25 protein-coding genes are annotated in these 23490 nt (G+C 41.2%); 9 read left to right on the top strand and 16 right to left on the bottom strand.

Going from position 1 to position 23490, the window contains the following annotated elements; translation table 11 throughout:
* Nucleotides 1–58 precede the first annotated feature (58 nt).
* The 3 genes from AWM68_RS16660 to proC form a co-directional block, all read right to left on the bottom strand.
* Complete coding sequence (locus AWM68_RS16660) at nt 59–1144, bottom strand: fatty acid desaturase family protein (protein WP_066244425.1); 1086 nt, start codon at nt 1142–1144, stop codon at nt 59–61.
* Between the two features lie 157 nt (nt 1145–1301).
* Nucleotides 1302–2417: a DEAD/DEAH box helicase gene (locus AWM68_RS16655; RefSeq protein ID WP_066244423.1), complete on the bottom strand. Its 1116-nt coding sequence runs from the start codon at nt 2415–2417 to the stop codon at nt 1302–1304.
* A complete protein-coding gene (gene proC, locus AWM68_RS16650; protein WP_066244421.1) occupies nt 2418–3227 on the bottom strand; it encodes a pyrroline-5-carboxylate reductase in 810 nt (269 codons plus the stop codon). It abuts the gene before it with no gap.
* A 238-nt stretch (nt 3228–3465) separates the two neighbouring features.
* On the opposite strand from proC, the gene AWM68_RS16645 reads away from it, so the two are divergent.
* The 6 genes from AWM68_RS16645 (at nt 3466) to ade (ending at nt 8607) form a co-directional block, all read left to right on the top strand.
* Nucleotides 3466–3933 (top strand): hypothetical protein, encoded by a 468-nt coding sequence (locus tag AWM68_RS16645; RefSeq protein WP_066244418.1) that lies wholly within the window; start codon nt 3466–3468, stop codon nt 3931–3933.
* Between the two features lie 22 nt (nt 3934–3955).
* A complete protein-coding gene (locus AWM68_RS16640) occupies nt 3956–5350 on the top strand; it encodes a dipeptidase (RefSeq protein WP_066244415.1) in 1395 nt (464 codons plus the stop codon).
* Nucleotides 5351–5878: 528 nt separating this feature from the next.
* Nucleotides 5879–6373 carry a hypothetical protein gene (locus tag AWM68_RS16635; RefSeq protein WP_066244409.1) on the top strand — a complete coding sequence of 165 codons (495 nt, stop codon included), beginning with the start codon at nt 5879–5881 and terminating at the stop codon, nt 6371–6373.
* Nucleotides 6374–6388: 15 nt separating this feature from the next.
* Nucleotides 6389–6565 (top strand): hypothetical protein, encoded by a 177-nt coding sequence (locus tag AWM68_RS21535; RefSeq protein WP_197468195.1) that lies wholly within the window; start codon nt 6389–6391, stop codon nt 6563–6565.
* Nucleotides 6566–6757: a YwbE family protein gene (locus AWM68_RS16630; protein ID WP_066244407.1), complete on the top strand. Its 192-nt coding sequence runs from the start codon at nt 6566–6568 to the stop codon at nt 6755–6757.
* A gap of 113 nt (nt 6758–6870) precedes the next feature.
* Entirely contained in the window at nt 6871–8607 is a 1737-nt protein-coding gene (gene ade, locus AWM68_RS16625) for an adenine deaminase (protein ID WP_066244405.1), read from the top strand.
* Between the two features lie 4 nt (nt 8608–8611).
* Here the strand turns inward: ade and AWM68_RS16620 are convergent, their stop codons facing one another.
* The 7 genes from AWM68_RS16620 to AWM68_RS16590 all read right to left on the bottom strand — a co-directional run bounded on the left by AWM68_RS16620 (nt 8612) and on the right by AWM68_RS16590 (nt 13477).
* Nucleotides 8612–9241 carry a response regulator transcription factor gene (locus AWM68_RS16620; protein ID WP_066244402.1) on the bottom strand — a complete coding sequence of 210 codons (630 nt, stop codon included), beginning with the start codon at nt 9239–9241 and terminating at the stop codon, nt 8612–8614.
* Entirely contained in the window at nt 9238–10278 is a 1041-nt protein-coding gene (locus tag AWM68_RS16615; RefSeq protein WP_066244400.1) for a sensor histidine kinase, read from the bottom strand. The genes AWM68_RS16620 and AWM68_RS16615 overlap by 4 nt, the downstream gene beginning before the upstream one ends.
* A complete protein-coding gene (gene liaF / locus AWM68_RS16610; RefSeq protein WP_066244398.1) occupies nt 10275–11009 on the bottom strand; it encodes a cell wall-active antibiotics response protein LiaF in 735 nt (244 codons plus the stop codon). The genes AWM68_RS16615 and liaF overlap by 4 nt, the downstream gene beginning before the upstream one ends.
* A gap of 87 nt (nt 11010–11096) precedes the next feature.
* Nucleotides 11097–11741 carry a PspA/IM30 family protein gene (locus tag AWM68_RS16605; protein WP_066244395.1) on the bottom strand — a complete coding sequence of 215 codons (645 nt, stop codon included), beginning with the start codon at nt 11739–11741 and terminating at the stop codon, nt 11097–11099.
* A gap of 45 nt (nt 11742–11786) precedes the next feature.
* The gene (locus AWM68_RS16600) at nt 11787–12134 is read right to left on the bottom strand and encodes a flagellar basal body rod protein (RefSeq protein WP_066244390.1); all 348 of its coding nucleotides are present in this window, start codon (nt 12132–12134) and stop codon (nt 11787–11789) included.
* 396 nt (nt 12135–12530) lie between these two features.
* Nucleotides 12531–12980: a hypothetical protein gene (locus AWM68_RS16595; protein ID WP_066244388.1), complete on the bottom strand. Its 450-nt coding sequence runs from the start codon at nt 12978–12980 to the stop codon at nt 12531–12533.
* A 14-nt stretch (nt 12981–12994) separates the two neighbouring features.
* Nucleotides 12995–13477 (bottom strand): NUDIX hydrolase, encoded by a 483-nt coding sequence (locus AWM68_RS16590; protein ID WP_066244386.1) that lies wholly within the window; start codon nt 13475–13477, stop codon nt 12995–12997.
* Between the two features lie 113 nt (nt 13478–13590).
* On the opposite strand from AWM68_RS16590, the gene AWM68_RS16585 reads away from it, so the two are divergent.
* The gene (locus AWM68_RS16585; protein WP_066244383.1) at nt 13591–14067 is read left to right on the top strand and encodes a glutathione peroxidase; all 477 of its coding nucleotides are present in this window, start codon (nt 13591–13593) and stop codon (nt 14065–14067) included.
* Between the two features lie 106 nt (nt 14068–14173).
* On the opposite strand, the gene AWM68_RS16580 is transcribed toward AWM68_RS16585, so the two are convergent.
* Together AWM68_RS16580 and AWM68_RS16575 are read right to left on the bottom strand one after the other, a co-directional pair.
* Nucleotides 14174–15553 carry a YjiH family protein gene (locus AWM68_RS16580; RefSeq protein ID WP_066244380.1) on the bottom strand — a complete coding sequence of 460 codons (1380 nt, stop codon included), beginning with the start codon at nt 15551–15553 and terminating at the stop codon, nt 14174–14176.
* Between the two features lie 136 nt (nt 15554–15689).
* On the bottom strand, nt 15690–16385 hold the full coding sequence (locus AWM68_RS16575) for a pseudouridine synthase (protein WP_066244377.1): 696 nt from the start codon (nt 16383–16385) through the stop codon (nt 15690–15692).
* A 216-nt stretch (nt 16386–16601) separates the two neighbouring features.
* Here AWM68_RS16575 and AWM68_RS16570 point away from each other — a divergent pair, with 216 nt between their 5' ends.
* Nucleotides 16602–17753, top strand: a complete 1152-nt coding sequence (locus AWM68_RS16570; protein ID WP_066244373.1) for a GNAT family N-acetyltransferase — start codon at nt 16602–16604, stop codon at nt 17751–17753.
* Nucleotides 17754–17892: 139 nt separating this feature from the next.
* Nucleotides 17893–18063 (top strand): DUF4025 domain-containing protein, encoded by a 171-nt coding sequence (locus AWM68_RS21100; RefSeq protein ID WP_082820748.1) that lies wholly within the window; start codon nt 17893–17895, stop codon nt 18061–18063.
* 35 nt (nt 18064–18098) lie between these two features.
* Here the strand turns inward: AWM68_RS21100 and AWM68_RS16565 are convergent, their stop codons facing one another.
* From AWM68_RS16565 to AWM68_RS16550, 4 genes are all read right to left on the bottom strand, one after another.
* On the bottom strand, nt 18099–18755 hold the full coding sequence (locus AWM68_RS16565; protein WP_066244371.1) for a glycosyltransferase: 657 nt from the start codon (nt 18753–18755) through the stop codon (nt 18099–18101).
* Nucleotides 18756–18919: 164 nt separating this feature from the next.
* Complete coding sequence (locus AWM68_RS16560) at nt 18920–20962, bottom strand: catalase (protein WP_066244369.1); 2043 nt, start codon at nt 20960–20962, stop codon at nt 18920–18922.
* A 379-nt stretch (nt 20963–21341) separates the two neighbouring features.
* Complete coding sequence (locus tag AWM68_RS16555; protein ID WP_066244366.1) at nt 21342–21932, bottom strand: hypothetical protein; 591 nt, start codon at nt 21930–21932, stop codon at nt 21342–21344.
* 19 nt (nt 21933–21951) lie between these two features.
* Complete coding sequence (locus tag AWM68_RS16550; RefSeq protein ID WP_066244363.1) at nt 21952–23139, bottom strand: ParM/StbA family protein; 1188 nt, start codon at nt 23137–23139, stop codon at nt 21952–21954.
* Between the last annotated feature and the right edge of the window lie 351 nt (nt 23140–23490).

Here is a 23490-nt window from a genome sequence, read left to right as displayed (position 1 = left end):
TTCAGAATTAATTTGTCCAATCCCTTTTTCAATGGCTCCACAAAAAAAAACACCCAAATTAATGGATGCTTTTCGATGTTCTTCTGCTCATTGGATCGCGATCACGCTTCTTCTCCAACGTTTCATTCATCCCATGCCCGAGCGAAGGATAAAGATTACCCGGTGCCGGATCGACGAATTGGTGCTGATTAAAGTATACATGCGGTGTTTTCCATAACGCCACGAGTGCTTTCCAGTGCGGCATTTCGTGATAGCGCTCTGGCCACATTTCCTTAATGTGCTTTTTTACGAGCGGATAATATTTTGGACTCATACCAGGAAACAGATGATGTTCCGTGTGGTAAGAGAAATTAAAGTGGATCACATCCACCCATTTTGGAACGGTAACCGTTAAGCTGTTCGCTAACGGATCGTTTACATCTGTCATCGGGTTCAAACGATGATTCGTAGAAATGTAGCTCATTACGATGGCATTTGCGATCAATAATGGCAACAATACCGCAAAGAACCATTTAACAGGCCCAAGCCATGCAAGTAATCCAAGCCACATCGCCCACGGCAACAACAGCTGAATCCAAACAGATGGGCGTTTGCTCGGTTTGAACTCCTTAATAAATCGTTTAAACATGAAGAGTCCATGCAGCGTAAACGATACAGATAAGAAAGCAAAGCTAACGATTGAACGCATCCACATTGGGAGCTTGTACACTTTTTGTAAAAATGGTTTGTGTGACAAGTTTTCTAGAGTTGGCCAAGCATCAGGATCTTTGCCGTCATGCTGTGTATGAACGTGATGTGTTGTGTTGTGCCACTTGCGCCATAATTTCGGTCCAACGCTTAATGGCCAAAAGGCAACTGCTCCTAAAAAGTCACGCAGCCAAGGTTTGCGGATCACCGTTCCGTGAAGGATTTCATGTCCCAAAAAGCCCATGCCCGCGAAACAAGTTCCTAAGATTACAGCGATTCCTATTCCGAGCCAAGGATGTAAATTATTTAATAACCCGATAACTAAAATACCGGCGATTGCGATCACTAGGTAGACTAATCCACCCCATAAACGAGATGGTACTGGTTTAAAGGCTTCTTTCGGCAGCTTTGGAGCGATTTTTGCTGCATACCAGCCAAACGATTGTAAATCTTTCATTTGCTCAACTCCTTTAAATCTGACTCTTTCGAATTCTCGTACTTTATCATGGTAACAAGGTTTGTTTTATGACGCAACTTTTTTATTACCTGGTAATAATAGTTGGTATTATGTACCCATAAAAAAACAGGTCACCCTTAAGGATGACCTCGTAAACTCATAAATATTCCAATTTCAGAACGTTTAATTTCTGATCTGTCTCCCGCTCGATGATCTGCAGCAAACGGCGGTCCTTTTGCGCAACAAAAGTAACTGCCAATCCTTTACCGCCAGCACGCCCCGTTCTTCCAATACGATGAATGTAGCTTTCCGCATCCAGCGCAATGTCATAATTAAAAACGTGAGTGACGCCTTCCACATCAAGGCCGCGTGCCGCAACATCTGTCGCAACTAGAAACTGAATCTCGCCTTCCCGAAAACGCCTCATCACGTCTTCCCTTTTCGCCTGCGAAAGGTCACCATGCAGTTCATCAGAATTGTAACCCAGGTTTTGCAGCGCCTCATTTAACTTGCTTGCTCTTCTTTTCGTCCGGCAAAAAATGATAGCTAAATAAGGGCGGAGCAAACGAATTGTCTGAACGAGATCATTCTGCTTCCCGCGGTCCGTCGTTTCCACAATACGCTGTCGGATTTCTTTTAATGTAATCTGCTTCGTTTTCACGTGAATATCGCGAGGATTTTTCGTATACGTTTCAGCAAGCTTTTTTACTTCATCCGGCATCGTTGCTGAAAAGAGTAGCGTTTGTCGATTCTCCGGCACCTCATCCATGATGTCTTCAATATCATCTAAAAATCCGATATGCAGCATCTGATCGGCTTCATCTAATACGAACGTTGAAACATGAGATAAGTCAATCGTTTCGCGGCGGATATGATCAAGAAGTCTTCCAGGTGTTGCTACTACAACATGAACTTTACCCTCAAGCTTGTGCATTTGCGCGATCACATCCTGGCCGCCATAGACAGCGAGTACATGAATCTCACCGAGTGCTTCTGTTAGTTTACGAACTTCAGCTGTAATCTGAATGGCTAGCTCTCTAGTCGGAGCAACGATTAAGCCTTGTATCACGTCACGCTCAACATCAATTTTTTGGAGAAGCGGAAGTACGAATGCGAGCGTTTTTCCTGTCCCTGTTTGCGCTTGTCCAACAACGTCTATACCTTCTAAAATTACAGGAATCGTTTCTTTTTGAATCGGCGTCGGTTCCCCAATACCGTTTTGCAGCAATAGATCGATAAATTGCTCGTGAATTCCTAAATCTTTAAAACCCATCTATTTTTTCCCCAATTCTTTGACTTTCACTGTACAGCTTTCCATCGCCGCTAACACCGCACCGCGAAAACGTTCTTGTTCAAGTGTTGCGACCGCTGCAATTGTTGCGCCCCCAGGAGAGGTTACTTGATCTTTTAACTCACCTGGATGTTTTCCCGTTTCAAGCACCATCTGTGCCGCTCCTAGCACTGCTTGAGCGGCTAAGCGGTAGGATTGATCACGTGACAGCCCTTGCCTTACACCGCCGTCTGCCATCGCTTCAATCATCATGTACACGTATGCAGGTGACGATCCGCTGATTGCAGGAATTGCATCCATCTGGGATTCAATAATAACTTCCACTTTCCCAAAACTGCTCAACAGCTCTTCGACGATTTCCAATTCGTGATCTGTGATTTCATCATTTACCGAAACAGCTGTCATACCTGCTCCGACAAGTGAAGGTGTGTTCGGCATCGTTCGAACGACCTTTATCTTTTTCCCAAAAGCTTGTTCGACGTCCCCCATCGTAATGCCTGCTGCAATCGTAATGATCATAACATCCTGCTTTACAACCTCTTTTATCTCGTCAATCACTTCAAAATACGAATAAGGAGCAACCGCAAGAAACAGTATGTCTGCCTTTTTTGCCACTTCTGAATTTGATGGATGAGTAGTGATTCCAAATTGCTCCTCTACCTGCTTTCGCGTTTTTTCCGTACGCATGCTTGCCATGATTTGATCAGCCTTGATGAGACCAGAATCTATCATCCCTCTTGCCATCGCCTGCGCCATTTTTCCAAACCCGATAAAACCTATTTTTTTATTCATCTCACGCACTTCTTTCTATCTGAACTTTAAAGAAAACTTGTTTGACGCCATATCTTTCGCGTCAGACTTAGTTGCCCTTATACTATCGACCTAAACTTGTTACGACGTCGAAAAGCATCATGCTAACATGTTATATTTTCTGATCGTGTTATAAAAGGGAAAACGTCCTTTATACAGAATACTCATACCGATAGCTTTACCTTTAGTAAACCACAAATACATAAGGTGTGTGAAATCGATGAACAAGTTTACAATGATAGAATGGCACCGAAAACAGGCGGTCGAGAATTTTAACAAAACATGGGACCTCATGGAAAAGAAAGACCGCACTCATGAGGAAGACCTGGACATGATCCACACTGCACATGCTTCCCGTTTCCATTGGGGTGTAGCGGGTGAACCTCTCCACTTTGCTCGTGGAGAATGGCAGATTTCAAGAGTCTATTCCCTTTTAAAAATGAGTGACTCAGCCCTTCTTCACGGAAACCAGTCTCTGACTCTATGCTTAGAAAATTATATAGGCGATTTTGATCTCGCATTCGCTTATGAAGCTGTTGCTCGCGGGTATCAAGTAAAAGGTGATGAAAACAAGGTGGAGGAATACTGCACGCTTGCGTTAGAAGCAGCTCAACTTATCAAGAAAAAAGAGGATAAAGAATATTTCATTTCTGAGCTAAACTCCATTAAACTAGGAAATAGAGTATAGCGTACATAAGGAGGATTTAAAGATGACAGACAAAATTGTGAATTATCTAAAAGAAAATCGCGACACACATTTAAAAGAGTTGACCGATTGGCTTGCCGTTCCAAGTGTCAGCGCACTGCCCGAGCACAAGGAAGACGTACGAAAAGGTGCAGAATGGATTGCAGATAACCTTACCAAAGCCGGTATGGACAACGTAAAAATCTATGAAACAGATGGACATCGTGTTGTTTATGGGGATTGGTTAAAAGCTGAAGGCAAACCGACTGTGCTCGTTTACGGCCACTATGACGTTCAGCCTGTTGACCCTGTAGAGCTGTGGGAGTCTCCGCCATACGAAGCGACTATTCGTGACAATAAATTATACGCTCGCGGTGCATCCGACGATAAAGGTCAAACGTTCATGCACGTAAAAGTTTTACAAGCAATTCTAGAAACGGAAGGAGCACTGCCTCTAAATTTCAAATTCTGTATTGAAGGAGAAGAAGAGGTCGGCAGCCCTAGCCTTCCAAAGTTCATTGAGGAAAATAAAGACTTGCTTGCAGCAGACGTTATCGTAATTTCGGATACAGGCATGCTAGACCGCGGAAAGCCTGCAATCTGCTACGGACTGCGCGGCATGTGTGCGATGCAGGTGGATGTAACGGGACCAAACAGTGACCTTCATTCAGGTCTATATGGTGGAGCAGTTCAAAACCCGCTGCATGCGATCACAGAGCTACTTCAATCGTTCCGTGACGAAAACGGCCGCATTTTAGTAGATGGCTTTTACGATAATGTACAAGAATTAACAGATGAAGAAAGAGAAGCGTTCCGTGCCCTTCCGCTAACTGAAGACGCACTAAAGCAACAGCTTGGCGTAACAGAGCTTGCCGGCGAAGAAGGCTATTCTCACATCGAACGCACATGGGCACGTCCAACGCTAGAATTAAACGGTGTATGGGGCGGCTTCCAAGGGGAAGGCATCAAGACTGTTATCCCTGCAAAAGCTCACGCAAAGATCAGCTGCCGACTCGTGCCGAATCAAGAGCCAGATGAAATCATTGAAAAAGTAAAAGCCCATATCGAAAAGCATAAGCCTGCAGGCATCGAAGTGAAAGTCACTCTTTTTGATAAAGGTGCACCTTATGTCACCCCATTCGATCACCCTGCGATTCAAGCGGCAGCACGTTCCTACGAAAAAGTGTACGGCGTGCCAACAGCATTCACGCGCGGCGGCGGATCGATTCCGATCGTTGCAACGTTCGATCAGATGCTAAACATTCCTGTTGTATTAATGGGCTTCGGTCTTTCAACAGAAAACTTCCACGCGCCGAACGAACATTTCCATCTCGAAAACTTCGACAAAGGCATGGAAACACTCGCTGACTACTGGTTTGAACTAGAAAAGTCGATAAAAAAAGAAGCAACCACACGATAAACCATGTAGAAGCTGGCACAAAAGAGGTTAAGTTAACCGAAATTGCCAGCTTTTCGCTATTTTGACGAAGTTTTTATGCGTGTGATTTACTTCGTGCAATGAAAACAAGCGATGACTGCGCGTAACTGAGGTGATTTTGCGCACTACAGAGGTTAACACGCGCGCAATTCCAGTAATCCTGCGCGTAATACAGACACAATCGCGCGTAATTGCTCTCTGACTGCTCGAATAAGAAAACAAAAAGGTTTCTAAGATATATCTTGCTTTAAGATCACTTTTTCTCCAATGCTAGTTGATAGGAGTGTAAGGTGCGAGACTCCTGCGGGACAGGCTGGCAGGTGAGACACTTAAGAGTGAAACGTTAAGAATGTGACTCACCACCTGCCCCGCGGAAAGCGAAGCACCTGAAACGGAGATCAACTTACTTCCAAGTCTAACAGAGAATTATCCACGAGAGGCATTTTCGTTTTCTTCACCCAATGTGATATAATCAACCAATCACAACAAAAGAAACGGAGAGTATAAAAAATGCTTTCATTTGAAGATAAAATTGCGTTAATTGAAGAAAATTTCCCAGAGCTTGAGATGCATGAAGTATCCTTAGGCCGCTTGAACTTCCATTTTGAAGGAAGTGTGCAAGACAAGAAGATTGTCGTGTATCACCTACACCCGAACGGAAACGGCTTTGTTTACGGCGGACACCTGCCTCAAAGCGTTAAGAACGAAAAGGGCTATGTTAATATTCGCGATTATGAAGCTGACGAATTGATTGCTCTTATTCAAGAATCGATGGAGTTTCTTTCTAAAAAACACGGATGGCAGCAGCCTAAGAAAGATCGTTCAGACGAAGACGAGCGAAAAGAAGAAGAGTGGTACAGCTACGGCCACGAAAAAATTCGTCTTGTAGGAGAAGACGGCATGTGGTTTATCTTTGATGAAGATGATGCGCTTGAAGCAGCTTTTGAAACATATGCAGAAGCAGAAGGCTATTTAAAAGAAGCAGGATTCAAAAAGAGAAAATAAATAGAGGTGATTAAGATGGCGGAGGAGAAAAAGAAGTTAAGCTTTCAAGAGATCGCTAAACAGCGCTTAGCTGAGAAGAAAGCACAGCAATCAGGCGGCAAATTCAGCAAAGGCCCTGTAAAAGTGGCCAACCAGCTTAAAAATCAGCAGACGAAAAAAGCAAACAATCAAGCACGGAGAACGGGTGTTTAAATGCATCGCAAGCGTTCAAACATCACTCCAGGACTCCCAGTGAACGTGATTTTAAAAGCGGATCAGCGTTCTGGCAAGAAAACAAAAGGCATCGTAAAAGATATTTTAACAAACTCACCCACCCATCCACATGGTATTAAGGTGCGTTTAGAAGATGGTCAAGTAGGTCGAGTTATCGACATTCTGAATTAACGATACAAAACGGTCTCCCCCTTGGGACCGTTTTTCTTTTTATACATATGAAATAAGATGCTACAGTTGTTCGTATACTAGATGGTAGATTTTTCTCTAAAGGAGATCGGCTTATGAACCAGGATCATTTAAGAAAACGAATTGATGTGAGTACAAAAAGAATTCCTGCAGATGTTGTTGTAAAGAACGGTAAGATTATTGATGTGTTTAACCTTGAAATGATTGAAGCCGATATCGCGATTGTGGATGGCTATATTGCAGGAATTGGAGAGTACGACGGGCATGAGACGATTGATGCTACCGGTAAATATGTTTCGCCTGCTTTTATAGACGGGCATGTGCATATCGAGTCCTCAATGGTGACACCACTTGAGTTCAGCAAAGTATTGCTCGCTCATGGGGTCACAACCGTCATCACAGACCCGCACGAGATCGGCAACGTATCAGGAACCACAGGGATTAGATTCATGCTGGATCAATCTGAAGGACTTCCACTGGACGTTCGTGTGATGCTGCCGTCTTCTGTTCCAGCAACGCCTTTTGAAAATGCAGGAGCCACCTTAAAAGCACCAGATCTGGAACCTTTCTATAAGCACCCTCGTGTACTCGGGCTAGCAGAAGTGATGGACTTTCCAGCCGTTTTTAAAGGGGATAACGATATGCTTAGTAAGATTGTTTCGGCAGCGAACTACAACGGCATAATCGACGGGCATGCGGCAGGCCTAGATGCGAACGGAATCAACGTGTATCGCTCATCCCTGATTACGACAGATCATGAATGCACAACAGCCGTAGAAGCACTAGATCGAATTCGCCGGGGCATGTACGTTTTAATTCGGGAAGGATCTGTTGCGAAGAATTTAAAAGTGCTCATTAAAGCTGTAACAGCTAATAACGCACGACGCTTTTTGTTTTGTACAGACGATAAGCACCTCGACGACCTCGTAGCTGAAGGAAGTGTTGATCATAACGTACGAATTGCGATCAAAGAAGGAATCTCCCCTCTTCAAGCCATTCAACTCGCTACTCTAAATGCAGCTGAATGCTACGGTCTAGATGAAAAAGGTGCCATCTCACCAGGACGAGTAGCAGATTTTATTTTACTGGATGATTTAGATACGATATCTATATCTGAAGTGTTTGTTGGTGGAAAATCAGTTGCTAAGGATGGCGCATTTACAGGTAAACAGGCTAACATGGAAAAACCCACAGCTCTTTTAACACAATCCGTGAACCTTCCGAAGATAGGATCTGAAAAGCTCGCGATTCCTATTAATACCGGAGATTCCATTTACGTTATTGAAGTCATTCCGAACCAGCTTGTAACAAAAAAGAAGGTGTTTCCTGCTATTACAGAAAACGGCTGCTTTACACCTTCAGTCTCTGATGATTTATTAAAAATGGCAGTTATCGAACGCCACAAACAAACTGGCAATATCGGCCTTGGTGTTGTTAAGGGTCTTTTAATTAAGAACGGAGCGATCGCGTCCACTGTCGCCCATGATTCTCATAACCTTGTCGTTTGTGGCACGAATGATGAAGATATGCTTGTAGCCATAGAAGCCATCCTAAACATGCAGGGCGGCTATGTAATCGTTAAAAATGGAAAAGTTCTCGCATCCGTTCCCCTGCCCATTTCGGGTTTAATGTCAGATCAACCCTTTACAAAAGTAAATGAGGAGATCATTCATTTAAAAGCTAAACTAAAAGACCTCGGTTTTACCGGTGACTTTGATCCGTTCTTAACGCTATCTTTCTTAACTCTGCCCGTTATTCCAGAAATGAAGCTGACAGATTTAGGACTATTCGACTTTAAAACGTTTCAGCATATCTCTGTAAAAGCGGATTAAAGTCTTAAACCAACGAATGGTTAAAAGCATAGATGACAGCCTGTGTTCGATCTTGTACATCCAATTTGCTCAAAATATTGCTCACGTGAACTTTAACTGTTTTTAAAGCGATAAACAGCTCATCTGCAATTTCTTGGTTCGTCTTTCCTTTTGTCATCAATAATAAGATTTCCATCTCGCGTGCAGTCAGCTCTTCATGTGGCTCGCGCGTTTGTTTTTGCCTCATCTTGCTCATCATCTTGCCCGTTACTTCCGGTTCAAGGACGGACTTGCCGTGAAATGTGTCGCGAACCGCTTGCGCGATATCGCTCGCTTTTGATGTTTTTAACATATAACTGGATGCTCCTGCCTCTAAAGCAGGATACACCTTTTCATCATCTAGAAAACTTGTAACGACGATAATTTTTGCTTCTGGCCAAGCCGTTGTTATCTCGCGTGTCGCTTCAATTCCGTCCATTTCGTCCATCACAAGATCCATCAAGATAATGTCTGGTTTAAGCGCTAATGCCTTCTCAACCGCTACTCTTCCGTTTTCCGCCTCTGCTGTTACTTCAATATCAGCCTGCGCAGAAAGATAAGCAGAAACGCCGATACGCACCATTTCGTGATCATCCACTAATAACACTTTAATCATACTTTTTCCTCTCCCGCTGATAAAATTGGAACTCTCACTTCAAGTCGTGTTCCTTCACCTGGCAGACTCACAATCTTAAGCGTACCGCCGATTTCAGCAGCACGTTCATGCATATTCTGCAGTCCATATGAACCTGTTTTTTCCTGATCCAGCTTAAAGCCGACTCCATCATCCTCTATCCGAAGAAGGATAAGATCGTCACGCTGCACAAGTAAAATCTGGGCTTTGTTTGCCTGTGCATGCCTAAGAATATTAGACACCGATTCTTGTAAAATACGAAACAGATGATCTTCTACCCCTTTAGCAAGTGGGATTGTTTCAATTTTCCATTTAAGCTCGATCGGTACTTTTTGCAGCAGCTCTTGTAAAAGTTCTTCCATCCCTTTTTGCAGCGATTTGCCATTCAATGCTGCAGGACGAAGATGCAAGAGAAGTGCTCTCATCTCAAGCTGTGTCTGATGAATCGTTTCTTCGACGAGTTTAAGCTGCTTCGATTCCCGTGTATCTTCTTCAGACCGGGTTTCATTGACCGCAGACATGATCATACTTGCTGCAAAGAGCTGCTGAGAAACTGAATCATGAAGCTCCCTAGCCAGCCGGTTTCTTTCTTGGGAAATGATTTCTTGAATTCGTTTTTCTTGATCAACAGCTTTCTCAGTCGCCATCTTTTGTGACTGGCGAATCTTTTCGCCTAACTGCTTCTGAATGCCTTCCATTCTTTTGGTGATCGCCCTTAACTCAAGACTAGAAACTTCTTTCATGTTTACTTGTCTTCCATCCTCAATCGAGGCGAGCGTACGATTGATGAGATTAAGCTGTTTACGGGATGTAATCCCAGAATTCAAGCCAAAGAAAGCTCCCATTAAAAACACAAGAAAAGGCAATACGAACGCTATAGGAAAATCAAGCAGTCGCCTCTCTAATAAAAAGTTCCAGTCATCGATCGGAAATAAAGAATATACAATGGCGCCTAAGACGATGGATACAGCAAAAGCTGACGCAATTCCGGAAAACAAGTGGCGCAAAACGGTACTCATACCCGCTTCACCTCCAAACTGCCAGCGATCAAACTTGTCACGATCTTCACTTTTTTCTCAGCCTCACCATAACCTTTCGTTCTAAAAAATAACGTCTGGTTGAACACTTTGGGTTCTGGCTGATCAAAAATTTGTGTATTTCCTAATAAAACAGAATGACTGACAGCCGTTTCCACCTCGTAAGGAATCTGTATCGTGATGTTACCGATAAAACCGCGTATCATAATGACCGCTTCTCCTTTAGGGAGAATCGTCTGACTCAGATCAATAATCGAGTCTCCAGGTCCGCATTGAATGTTAATGTCACTCCATTCATACACATGCTCTGGGGTTTGTTGAGTACCGATCAAGATATTTTTTAAAAGCGGCTCTTTTCGGTATATATCTTCATGCGGTGAGAAAGTATGCTGATCATCAACGTGCGGCTTGATGATAACCGGATTTTGCTTGGATTGATAAAATTCATAAATGACATAAATAACGACAGCTACTAGCAAGAGCTTAAATGTATACATACTCAAAATGTTCATGACGGTGATAAACACACCTACCCAGAACATGACCTTGCCAGAACGTCTCGGTAATCGCTTACGTCCAAAAAACATGAGTGCAGCACCAAATAAAAGCGCAAATAAAATGCCCTCACCAATCAGAACAGCTTCTAATAACAGCAAGACACAGGCGATTAAAAGCCCCCAACTGATCAAATCACTTTTTTTCATGTTCAGCATCTGCACTCACTCACTTTCTGTCATAAACGTCGTAAAAGGCGCAGCACTTTGCGCCTGTTGTCTTTTTTTATCGTATCACATACTGAATTAAACGGTAGTATGTGTCTCTTCTTTTTTCCATTCTTTTTCTAATTTTGCGAGCTTCGCTTCCATTGAGCTCGCGTGATAATCTGCGTTTACTTTTTGTTCAAGACGATCCATATAGTTTTCAAGCTCATCAAAGCGGAACACTGATTTTTTCATTGAACTTGATGGATCGATAACGCGGTCCATCTTCTGGTGCGCTCGAGCTACATTTTCCCGTCCCATCAATTCCATTCGCTTGATCTGCATATCTTTTAGTTTATGTTTCATCTGTTCATACTTTTGTTCTAATTCTGAAAGATCTTTTTCTGCTTGCTTAGTGGATTCTTTTAGCTTAGCTGCACGATTTTCATGCTGCTCTTTTTCCTGAATTGCAAACTGATAAAGCTCTGATTCATTTGCTTGTTGCGCTAGGTCAGCTTGATGAGCACGTTTAACGGCTTTCGACTCTGCTTCTTCTGTTTCAAGAGAAAATTGGTCTCTTAAAAGCTGCTGACGCTCAACTAGCTTTCTTGCTTTATTCACTTCTAACTCACATTGTCTTAAATATTGGTTAAGAAGAGAAAGAGGATTTTTTTGTTCTTTTTGGTCTAAAAGTTCATGAACATCCGCTGAAATCGAGTTTTTAATGCGTTCAAATAAATTCATAGTATTTTTCGCTCCTTTAGATTGTTTATCATTTTTCTTCGTTTTTTAGCTGTTTTTAAGTTTTGCCCATTCTCTTTCAAAATTGGTGAACGGGTCGTTATCAACTTTGTCTTCTGTTATTCCAGATTGATTCCACTTTTTATACACGATGTAAAGTACGTAGATCGCTACTGCTCCTAAGATGGCTGGTAAGTTCGCAACCGAAACACATAGACCTACAACCGATAGTGCGCCCCACCAGAACTTCTTTCCTCCTGTTTCTGCTGCCATCGCTTTCTTAAAAGCGTAGTACATAACAGCAAGACCAATCGCAAGACCAACCATCGGACCCACGTTAGCAATCAGCACGATTGCAGCAATTCCTCCAACTACAAGTAAGCCTAATTTTTTCATAGTGGCTTCCTCCTTTCGTATCTTTAGCTTACCTTCCTGCGCATTTTCTCAAAACTGGCCGAGGCTGTATTTTGAAGTAAGACTTAAGGCTTAGGGGTCTGACCCCACACAATTACAAAAACCCCATTTTGTACAAATGGGGTGGACACATCAATTGTATGAGTCAAAAATCGGATAAATAAATTTATACACGGAATTATTGACCTTAAACACGGATATATTTCGCATTACCTCGTACTTATGATGGATTACCTTGTAATTATTTCTTGTGCTTTTTTGCAGTAAACATTTTCACGAAAATGCACGTACCACATATACAAACTAGGCTCACTTTCACATCTCTACCAAAAAAGTGGAAGACTCCAAGAATTATTAACCTCTTGAGCCTTCCACTCCTTAATTCTCTATTCTTTTTTGTCCTTCTTTAGTTACTGCGCTTTTGCGAGTCATCGACTTGATGTGTTCTGGTTTTCTGAATCTTAACGCTGACCAGTCTTCATCAATAGCTACCTGTCTAACCGGTTCAAATCCTTCGTCCGATAATAACGCCGCGACCGATTCCCGTGAGCAATCAGATCCTTTATACGTTTTTGAACTCTTTTTTGGGTAACACAGCCACAGAAGACCATCATTCTCTACCTTCTCAGCCCCCAATTTCGCATCTTTTTGAAGCTGTTCATTTGTTGTACCGAACACCTGAACAAATGGATACGATTCTTCTTTTGGTTCTTCATGAACGTCTGTGTCAAAAGAACTCACCACTTCACTATATTCAGAAGGGGGATTCATAATTAGGACAGGACGATCTAGCGTTTTAACATTTAGTTTTTTTATCGTTGGATGCATGGTTATCCTCTTTCTTATACATTTTGCAATTTGCTGCTTACTAGGAAATAATCAGAATCGAATGAGCTAGATAGAAGCTTCTTCTTTACCACTTCAGGGTATAGCTCATACTGATCTAAATCTTGTAGAGGAACCCATTTGAAGACTAACCTTTCTGCTTCTAATACCGTAAATTCTTCACCATTATATAGCGGCCACTGTTCTTCTGCTGCTAGTTTAAAGTATAAACCAACCTCATGAATTTCTTTCTCTGCATAGGTAAAAAAGTTCTCTACCGTCCATAAAAAGCGATCAATGGTTACCTGTAAATTTAATTCTTCTTTCATTTCACGCTGCAGACTTGTTTGCGCATCTTCGCCGAGTTTAACTCTTCCTCCTGGTAAAGACCAGTTTGATTCTTTTTTGGACCGATGTATTAAAACACGGCCCTCTTGCATCATAACGGCTGCAACACGGTAGTTAAAAACTTGATGTTCCACATGAAACACTGCGTCCATTTTAATTCCCCCTTAAACATTCACCTTATTTTACCACTCCGAGCATTTTCAGTGAAAGCCGTTCCATTTATCGTTAAACTAATTAAAAACGCTAGACGAGGGAGCTAGAAAAAATGTCAGTTTATGATTTTTCTGTTGAAACGATTAAGGGAGATCAAACGAATCTTGATTCTTATAAAGGAGACGTGCTTTTAATTGTTAACACAGCAAGCAAATGCGGTTTTACACCCCAATATCAAGGTCTCCAATCACTCTATGAAAGCCATAAAGAACAAGGGGTAACAGTGCTCGGCTTTCCTTGTAACCAATTCGGTGCACAAGAGCCTGGAACGAGTGACGAGATCATGGAGTTTTGCGAATTAAACTATGGAGTAAACTTTCCCATGTTTGCGAAAGTGAACGTTAACGGAGATGATGCACATCCTCTTTTTAAATACTTGGCTGCTGAAGCACCAGGAATCTTAGGCTCTAAGGCGATTAAGTGGAACTTCACAAAATTCCTAGTAGACCGTGACGGAAAAGTTGTAAAACGTTTTGCGCCAACAGACAAACCAGAAACCATCGAAAAACACATAAAAGAGCTGTTATAAATAAATTGTAAGGGGTCTGTCCCCGGGACAGACCCCTTACAATTTACACACAACTCAGCTACAAATAAAAAGCTGTTCAGAGGATTCCTCCGAACAGCTTTCTTTGTTAGAACATAAGATGCGCCATCCCCACAACAATTGGGAGTGAAATAAACGTACGCAAGAAAAAGATGATAACGAGATCTTTAAAGTTAACAGGCACTTTAGATGCTAAAAGCAGTCCGCCAACTTCAGACATATAGATTAATTGAATTACAGACATGGCTGCGATTACAAATCGAGTCAGTTCACTTTCAATTCCAGCTCCGATAATGGATGGCAAGAACATGTCCGCAAATCCGATTACGATCGTCTCTGCTGCATCTGATGCAAAAGGAACTTGCAGCAGTTCTAGAATCGGTACGAACGGTGCACCTAGGTATGAGAAAAATGGTGTAAACTCAGCGACCATCAATGCAGATGTTCCAATCGCCATAACGATCGGCACAACACCCATCCACATATCAAGTACGTTTTGAATACCCTCTTTAACTAGAGTTGCCGCACTCTTGTTTTGATCCGCACGATTAACTGCTTTTTTAAGCCCAAAGCTAAATGGTGTTTCCCCTTGTGGAATGACTTCATCCGCTACGTTTTCTTTTGCACCTTCATAATACGTATCCGGTTTTCTGGATAACGGCGGGATGCGCGGAATAATGATCGCACATACAAGCCCAGCCAGTACAACTGTTAAATAATAAGGAACAATCATATGAGCCAAATCTACTTGAGCAAGAACAACAATAGCAAAAGTAATCGATACGACTGAGAATGTTGTGCCGATTACAGCCGCCTCACGCTTCGTATAGTACCCTTCTTCGTACTGTTTGTTTGTTAAAAGAACCCCAATCGTACCGTCACCTAGCCAAGATGCTAGACAGTCAATCGATGAGCGCCCTGGCAACTTGAACACAGGACGCATCACTTTAACGAGTAATGCTCCACATAGTTCTAACAATCCAAAGTTAAACAGTAGTGGTAAAAATAATCCAGCAAACAAGAACACCGAGAATAATACCGGAATTAGATCATAAAGTAAAAGCTGTCCTGTGTTCTCAGACCATACTGCTTCAGGTCCTAATTTAAACAAGGTCATCACTGCAAAAATGAGTCCAAGTAAACGTATCATTTGCCATGCGATATTAACGTTGAACAGCGTGTTCAAAAATGGCTGGTTAACAATTGCTTTAGGTTTAAAAAAGTAGGTCCCAAGCGATCCAATAACCGTAATGGCAATGATTGCTGTCATAATCTGAGGAATATAATTCCCGATTAAATCTTGTAGAATTCCTGCTAAAATCGCTACAGGAATTGTAATTTCCCCATTAAATGAGATAGGAATCATAAATAAGAAGATCCCAATTAAGGATGGAACTATAAATTTAATTAAACTGGAAATACTAGTTTGTCTCATCTGGTTGTCAATATTTTGCTTCGGTAATCCCATGATGTATGCCTCTCTTCCTTAGGTGTAAAGCGCTTTCATATACTTTCCATTACCAAGTATATGGCTTTTCTACAATTTTCGCAATATTGTAAGAAATGCTAGTTTATTTATAAAAACCTAGTGATTCTTTCCTTTTTTAAAGAAGTTCTAAACACTTCTTTAGTTCATAAAGCTCCTCATCCCTTAAGTACCGCCACTTCCCGACCTCTAATGCATGAAGATGTATATTCATAATGCGTATACGCTCTAATTTCTCTACTTCATAACCTAATGCTTTGCACATTCGCCGGATTTGCCGGTTTAACCCCTGGGTAAGCGTTATTCTGAATACATACTTACTGACAAGCTCTGTTTTCGAGGGTTTTGTTACTGTGTTTAAGATCGGAACACCTTGAGCCATTTTTTGAAGAAACAAATCTGTTATCGGCTGATCGACGGTTACTTCATATTCTTTCTCGTGGCCAAAATCAGCCTGAGATATACGATTTGCGAACTCTCCGTCATTGGTTAGAAGAATTAATCCTTGAGAAGCCTTATCTAAACGCCCGACTGCAAATACACGCTCTGGAAGGTCCACTAGCTCAAGAATGTTGCCTTCAATCTCGGGATTCGATGTACTCGTAATTCCAACTGGTTTGTTAAATGCTACATAAACAGCAGCAGCCTTTTGAGGAAGACTCTCCCCATCGATTAGAACGATATCACCCTCATTTACAAACGTATCCTTATTAGCGGTCTCGCCATTTACCGTAATCCGTCCACTCTCAAGAAGCCTTTTCGTCTCTCGTCTTGAACAATAGCCTGTTGTACTGATATATTTATGAATTCTCATCCTAAGCCTCACTTAAAGTTGCGGTTATGCACAACAGTTTATAATTATAACTGCTAATGAATATAATTTCGATAGTTTTTATAAATATCCAATATTTTTCACTAAAAAAAATTATATTACCTCTATAAAAATATCGATTTTCAGAAAATTAGTAAATCACTTTTCAATGTTCAATCCAAACTTGTAGAATGAATGTGAAAAGGGAGGTCATGCGAAATGGAGATAAGAAGACTGTCAGAAACGGAATACGAAAAATCATTGCAGCTTTCACAATATGCTTTTCAATATGTAGTGAAAAAGGAAGATCGGCCAAAGCGTTTTGAAGTGATGAAGAAGCATGAGATTTGGGGAGAGTTCGAAAAGGAAGATCTACTCTCTAAACTCCATATTCTTTCTTTAGAGATCAGTATTGATAACAAGCGATTTCCTATGGGAGGAATTGCAGGTGTAGCTACATGGCCAGAGCATAGACGTAAAGGATCTGTAACACGTCTCTTACAAAAAGCACTTCTTTCCATGAAAGAAAAAGGACAGACGATCAGCTTGCTGCACCCATTTAACATTCAATTTTACCGCCGGTTCGGCTGGGAGTTAACGGCTTCTGTTAATAAGTACACACTCGAAAAAAGTGACCTCATCCGTTACGAAGAAGTTCCAGGGACTGTGTCTAGATTAACGGAGGAAGATGGTAACAGCTTATTAAATGCTGTTTATGAAGAGTGGTTTCAAACCTACAATCATCTATTAGTCCGAACAGATGATTGGTGGAATAACCATGTGTTCACAGAAGGATACAACCGAATTATTTATAGGGATGAAGATGGAGTTCCAAAAGGTTATTTATGCTGTAAAGCTGCAGATAAGTTGTTGGATGTTCAGGAGTTTGTTTATGTCACAGAAGACGCTCGCCGTGCTTTGTGGAATTTTATCTGCCAGCATGACTCAATGGTAGATAAGGTGAAAATCATCGCACCGTCTAATGATCAACTCCCATTTCTGATCAACAACCCTCGCATTCACCAAGAACACTATCCATACTTTATGGCACGTATTGTGGATGTTGAGGCATTCTTAAAACAATATTCCTTTAAACAAGCGGGTGGTCCTATAACAATAGCGATCACAGATGACAAAGCTGAATGGAACAACGGTACTTTTTCAATAGGTGAAGATGATATTACAAGAACACCTTCAAACAATGAAGCAGCACTTTCTATGGATATTCAAACTTTGACAGCAGCACTGTTAGGCTCACATAAGCCAACGTTTTTATACCAATGCGGAAAAATAAAAGGCAAGCAAGAGAATATGATTCAATTCGAGAAAATGATTACCGAAAAGCCTATTGCTTTTCTTGATTTTTTTTAAATCCTAAGCCTTGTCCTAAATAATGGATGAGGCTTTTTTATCTCTGCATGTTTTAGGGAAAGAGGATAGGGAAAAGTAAAGTATCAGCAAATTATAGCTGAAGATTTACTTCATTGGTTATATAGGAGGTATTTATTTCATGAGCGATAAACAGAAGCAATCAGAAAAAGTAGCAGAAAAAAATTACGATCCAAATAAGAAAAACCAGTCTGGAACAGATAAGGATTTAGAGAAGGTTCACGAACAGGTCAATGATACGCTTTCTCAAGGAACAATTGATGAAAAAGAAAAACAAAAAGACAAGAAATAAGAAAAAGGCCTCCCAATCTGAGAGGCTTTTTCTTTTTAAGAAGTTCTAAATGAGTCGGGAAATTGCTTCATAATCCCGTTTGTGATTTCGTCAGCAAACATCGCCATGTGATTCATGTTTTTATCAAAGATTACAATCTCACCCGCGTAGTCTTTTTTAAGTCTTGCAGCTACTTCATCAGATACAAACTTCAAGTGAACATAAAGCATCTCTTTCACTGTTTTCTCAGACCAGTTCGGATTTGCTTTACTCATAAATCTGGCGATATCATCTGCATTACGGTACCATTCTTTATTTATCTTGCCTGCATTTACCGTATCACCCTTCTTGATTGCATCTACTAACTGCCCTGCGATTACAATATGTTCTGTTAATAGTTTACCAAGCTGGTTCCCTGCAGCATCACCGTAATAAGGCTTTATGGAATTTCCGATGTCTGTTTGATTTTGCAGCAATCGTTTTAATACTGCATTTTGATCTTCTGCTCCTGAAAGAGCACTTACAATATAGCTCCTTGTCCAATACACATGATCTTTCCACAATCTTCTTTGTTCAGAATACAAATCAATCGCATTTTGGCTATAACATGGACCAGGCACCCTTTGTTTTGGTGCAGCATCAGCATGGATCCCTGTAACAATCGGAATGGCTAACGTGAGTACCATGATTAAGCTCAATAATTTTCTGTACATATGAAGTCTCCTTTTATGTTGATTCATATGTAGTTTGTATCTTTCCTTGTTTTTCATTCTTGAATTTTTATTTAGTTGGTGTTAAGGTCGTTTATCTCCGTTTCAGGTGCTTCTAGAACACAAAAAAAGAACAGTGAACATACATCCACTGCTCCAGAGTATTTTTATAATTGACGATCCCAATGACGATGTACGGCAATAGCATCAGAAAAGCTGGATACAAAATCTTCTTTTCCTTCACCTATTACTACACCAGGGTTTCCAGCAAGTTCTGCTTCTTTTAGCCAATGAAGTCCCTCATGAGTTCCTCCAATAGGTTTGTAATGTGTAAACGCCTCGTTTGCGAAATGTAAAGCTTCTTTTTTAAACATCGCGTTATCACCGCTTCCACCAACAACATATATCGCATCAAATAGTACAGACGAAGCGGTTAAAAATGTATGCATGATCTCCAACTCTGCTCCGTTATCGGCTGTTCTTTTTCCTAGCTTATCACTGATGCATTCTGCTTGAATGCCATTGCTGCTTAAAGCCTGGAGAATTTCTGCAACCTCACCACTAATAGTTGAACCGACAATAACTCCTACTTTCCTTGTCTTTGGACTTTGTGTCGTATTGAGCTGACTGAGCGCAGGAGATTTTTTGGTTACAGCAGAATCTTCCCCTTTGGGCGGTACCGCATCAATCGCTTCAGCAAACGCTGTGGCAAGCTCCAGACTCACGTGAGCAAACATATCGACCACTTGTTGCTGTACAGATTTGCTTTTTACTTTACCGAGTTCAAAACTAAAAGCATTCTTAAGGTGCTGTTTTTCCGGATCACTCATGCTGTTCCAAAACAGTGTGGCTTGAGAGAAGTGATCTTTAAAGCTCTCACTTCTGCTTTGAATTTTTCTGCCTTCCACTTTTTCCTGATAATGTACATAGCCGCCTTCTGCTTCAGGAGTAGTTGACGGCGTGTTCGCTGCTAAAGAATTTTTGTGATAACTCACTTGACCTTTATTGATCGTATGCCGTGAAATCCCGTCACGTTGATTGTTATGAAACGGACAAACTGGGCGGTTGATCGGCAGTTCGTGAAAGTTTGGGCCACCAAGACGTGATAATTGTGTATCTGTATAAGAAAATAATCGTCCTTGCAAGAGCGGATCATTCGAAAAATCAATTCCCGGCACAACATGTCCTGGATGAAAAGCCACTTGTTCCGTCTCAGCAAACACATTGTCCACGTTTCGGTTCAGCGTCATCTTGCCGACAATTTTCACAGGTACATCCTCTTCAGGCCACAGTTTAGTCGGATCTAATATGTCAAAATCAAAGTTAAATTCATCTTCTTCAGCGATAATCTGCAACCCTAATTCATATTCAGGGTAATCTCCATTCTCAATGGATTCCCATAGATCTCTGCGGTGAAAGTCTGGATCTTTACCAGATATCTTTTGTGCTTCATCCCAGACCAGTGAATGAGTTCCGAGTACCGGTTTCCAGTGGAACTTAACGAAATGAGCTTTCCCCTCTGCATTTACAAGCCTGAACGTATGAACCCCAAACCCTTCCATCATACGAAAACTCCGTGGAATGGCACGGTCAGACATCGCCCACATGACCATATGAGCAGATTCTTGGTTGTTTGCAACAAAGTCCCAAAACGTATCGTGAGCACTTGCAGCTTGCGGCATCTCGTTGTGTGGTTCTGGTTTCAACGCATGCACAAGATCAGGGAACTTGATAGCGTCTTGAATAAAAAAGACTGGAATGTTGTTGCCTACGAGGTCATAATTCCCTTCATCCGTATAAAATTTAGTTGCAAAGCCGCGGGCGTCACGCACGGTTTCAGCTGATCCTCGTGAACCAGCTACTGTTGAAAAGCGTACAAAAACAGGTGTTTTTTTTGAAGTATTGCCTAGGAAATCAGCTTTTGTATAGTCACTTAACGATTCGTATAATTCAAATTCACCATGAGCTGCGAAACCACGAGCATGCACAATACGCTCTGGAATTCGTTCATGGTCGAAGTGAGTCATCTTTTCGCGAAAATGGAAATCCTCCATAAGTGTTGGGCCACGCTCTCCCGCTTTTAACGAGAATTCATCTTCGGCTACTTTTAAACCTTGGTTCGTTGTCAGCTTTTTGCCTTTGTCATCTGTACGATATTGTTCCAACTGCTCATCTTTGCTGTTCCCATTCAACTTATTAAGGTCGCTCATTCGATTGTTCCTCTCTATATGTATTTAAACACCATATAGAGACCCTTCCCTGCAGTGGAAGAGAGCAAACTGTTTTTTATAAAAATGCTTATTTGTCAAAGTTTAATTTAGGTGCAGTTTCGGGTCCCGAAACTGGTCATTACCTATACCCAACCGGGTATTTAGTCCTTGCAATCCAGAAGTTTCGGCACGCAATCCAGAAGTTTCGGCACGCAATCCAGAAATTTTGCCTGTTTATCCACGAGTTTTTGCTCTCAATCCAAAAGTTTTAGCTATTTATCCACGAGTCTACAATCCTCGACAAGTTACGCACTCTCTTCTACTCACATATACCCCCTTAAATACAAAAAAAACGCAGCTGATAACAGCTGCGCCAACGTTATTTATTCATATGTGCTAGAAAATCGCCTAACAGATCTTCCATTTCCTGCTCTGGATTTTGAGGTTCTTCTTTTTCTTCATCTTCATCCCGTTTAGCAGAATTCCAATCAAACTGACTAAGGTCATCATCGTCAAAATCACTTGTTGAGCTTTCCGATTCGGCAGGTATGTCATCATAGCGGTCTAAAGAAACTTCATGATCTATATGTTCTTCCTGCAGATAAAGAGCTTGATCAATGTCAGTTGAGTTGCTGTTTAAAGCCGCCAGCAATGATGCGGTTCGTACCGGATTCGATATAAGCTGATACATAATGTTTCCTAATAAAGCTTCTGAATGTTCATGCTTCAACCAATCCCTCTGCATCTTACTAAGATTTTTCGGAAGCGGAATCGTAATCGTCTCTCTGTCTTTTTGAATACTTTGTCCAACACCTTGAAGAACAAACTCAGAAATTCTGCTCGAAAAGTTGCGCCTCTCTGTCTCTTTAAGCTTTTGAAGCTGTTTTAAGACGTGATCAGGGGTGTCAGAGGGAATGCGAAAAGCGATCGTTTTCCCTCTTGTTATTTCATTGGATGCTTTTTTGTCCATTTCATCACCCTACTTATACTTAAGCTTTAACGGCTTTTTTGTCTTTATCCTCGCTCTTTTTCTCTTTAGGGGCTGTTCTTCTAAGGTGATCAGAGATTAGCTTGTAATAGGCATTTGCCATCATCCAAATGCTTTCTTTTTCGTCCTCAAAGAAGTCGATGTTATAGCCATCTAAATTGTTGTTTAACGTTTTGATGTAATCTTTTAGTACAGCAGACCCTCCTCCAACAAAATAGCAGATTTCTGTTTGAGAATTCTTTTGCCAAACGTTACGAAGCAGGCGGTATTGCTTTTTCGCCAGATCTACTAAAATGCGATCTGTAATATCATGAACGCTAGTACGGCTACCGCGTACCATGATGTGGTTGCGGTTCGTCTTTTTCGTAATGATATCAACAACATCACGACGGCTGTCGAGTTCAACACCATGCTTAGAGCGGATCTCTTCTCTAATTTGCTCAAGCGCTTCAGAAACACCTAAGTTAAACCCTTGCGCTTTATCATCATCAACGTTTCTGTTCTTAATCACTGCGATATCAGTAGAAAGTCCGCCAATATCCTGAATAAGAATCGGCTTGTCGATTAAGTCTTTATTAATTATGTTAAGATCGTTATCCATTACAAGGTTAATAAATGCTGCAAAGCCTTCTGGATACACTTTTACTTCTTCAAATTTCAAATTCACCTTAATTCCTTGGTACTTTGGCGTTACAAGGAATTCTACTTGGTGAACAGATCCTAATAGCTTAGAACGGTAACCAGCGTCTTTCCCTTCTTTCACTTCACGAAGAGGCAAACCAGTACCTAAGATGTAGCTCGTATCGATAACGTTATTGTTCTTTGTGAACGTCTTTGCGTTTTCTTCTTTTACAGCATCTAGAGCTAGAGCTGCAAAAAGCATGATCAATGTTTGATCTTCTTCAGACTTGCTGCTTCCGGGATCTAGTTCAGTAGAGTTGTCACTTTTAGCAGCAAGCTGACCAACACGATAAATGACATTATTTTCTTTTAGGGCAGGGGAGTGTACTCTAATATGTATGCCTTCTAACGGGTCTTTGCTGTCTAACTCCTCAATCCCTATTACAGGACGATCTTCAATGTCTCTAGCAATTACGTTAGGGATGTTTAATTCATGATCTAATGTACCGAAAATTCCTTTTAATGAATCGTTACCTACATCAACAGCAGCAATTCTAGAATTACTCATGTGCGTACATCCTTTCTTTTTTTCAACTTTATTTTGTTGCTATGTTACTAGATTAGAGGGTTATCTTAAATTAAACAATGCCTATTTTCTTTTTAACAAATTTGTAAACACGCAAACATTTTCTGTAAACTTGCAAACATTATTGCAAACAAAAACTCTCAAACTCTCTAATCCCTTACACAGCAACATGCAAACACATTCGTAAACTTGCAAACAAAATAGCAAACAACCGCAAACATTTTTGTAAACTTGTAAACATTTTTGTTTGCAAGATATATATCATGACAAAAATCCCCTCCCCTACCCCCTTTTCATTCTCTTGATTACATAACTTGAGATAGGGAAACCATT

Origin of the sequence: Fictibacillus phosphorivorans, assembly GCF_001619875.1 — a bacterium.
Taxonomy (GTDB): domain Bacteria; phylum Bacillota; class Bacilli; order Bacillales; family Fictibacillaceae; genus Fictibacillus; species Fictibacillus phosphorivorans_B.
Note: the sequence above shows the minus strand (reverse complement) of the source record. Positions and strands in the feature narration are given on the sequence as shown.